A 1,212-nucleotide genomic window follows, 5' to 3' on the forward strand; every position below is an offset into this window, starting at 1 on the left:
GCCAGCCGACCGAGCTCAGCACGACGGCGATGGCCGGTATCCAGGCGATCTACCGGATCGAGGAAGAGATACGCGGGCTCCCGCCCGCCGAGCGATTGGCCGCCCGACGAACGCGGACCCGACCACTGGTGCGTGCGCTGCGACGACAGCTCATGCGCCAGGCCAACGGTTTGTCGCGCCACGCCGACATCGCCAAGGCCTTCGCCTATGGCGCCAAGCGATGGCGCGCGTTCAATCGCTTCCTCTACGATGGCCAGCTCGAGCCCGACAACCTGATCGCGGAGCGCGCCATTCGCGGATTTACCGTCGGCCGACGCAATTGGCTTTTCTCGGGCAGCTTCGCCGCGGCCGAGCGGTCAGCGGTCGTGCTCAGCATCATAGAAACCTGCAAGCTCTGCGGCGTCGATGCCGAAGCCTACATGGCCGATGTCACCGAGCGCATCCAGAACGACTGGCCAGCCTCGCGCTGGGACGAGCTGATGCCGTGGAACTGGGTGCGCCGCCAAGAGATGCCGCTCCCCTTGGCGGCATGAGCGCGCTCGATGACATGGCGCTGTCGGACGAGGCGCTCGAGGCCTGGATGGCCGCCAAGGCCAACCCCCGCCCGCTGGTGCGGACCATGTCGGCGCTGGATGGCTTCGTAACGGCATCGGTCACCGGGCCGCGGTTCGCGGACCCGCAAGACTGGATGTGCCCGGTCATGGGGTTGCCGCGCGACGTCCTGGCCAAGGGCTCCACAATCGATCACGCCGTGTTTGCCAGCCTCGCCAGGATCCACAACCGGATCAACGAGACGCTGTTCGACAGACCGCAGGATTATGCGCCCCGCTTCACCACCAAGCCCAGCGGCGGCATCGACCCGCGGCCATGGTGCCAGGGGTTCTACGCGGCCATGAACCTCAACATCAAACGCTGGAAACGGCTACTCGACCTCAAGAACCCCAACCATGGCCTGCTGCTGCCGATCCTGATCTACTGCGTCGACAAAAAGGGGCGGCCCGTCCTCGGCAAGCCCAGGCCGGGGCCCGAGACCGCGCGCTTCATCGAGCACGAGGCGTACAAAGACATTGCCCTCGTCATCCCCGCCCTCCGCAAACTCCACTATGTCACCCGTTATCATAACCCGCAGTGATCGCCGCCGGCGCCGACTAACGGCTGACCGCCATACAAGCATCAGGCGACTTCGGGAAGGCGCCTTGGCGCATCGCTTAC

2 protein-coding genes are annotated in these 1,212 nt (G+C 65.8%); both read left to right on the forward strand.

Going from position 1 to position 1,212, the window contains the following annotated elements:
* Positions 1-533 (forward strand): IS66 family transposase (locus tag RFN28_RS34550; protein ID WP_320291590.1); only part of this gene is annotated, 533 nt, incomplete at its 5' end.
* Positions 530-1,132 (forward strand): UPF0149 family protein, encoded by a 603-nt coding sequence (locus RFN28_RS34555; RefSeq protein ID WP_320291591.1) that lies wholly within the window; start codon positions 530-532, stop codon positions 1,130-1,132. The genes RFN28_RS34550 and RFN28_RS34555, both read left to right, overlap by 4 nt.
* Positions 1,133-1,212 lie beyond the last annotated feature (80 nt).

This window comes from Mesorhizobium album, assembly GCF_033977205.1.
Taxonomy (GTDB): Bacteria; Pseudomonadota; Alphaproteobacteria; order Rhizobiales; family Rhizobiaceae; genus Mesorhizobium; species Mesorhizobium album.

Excerpts from the sequence above, each read along its gene's own strand:
- RFN28_RS34555 (WP_320291591.1), top strand. The coding sequence starts at position 530 with ATGAGCGCGCTCGATGACATGGCGCTGTCGGACGAGGCGCTCGAGGCC.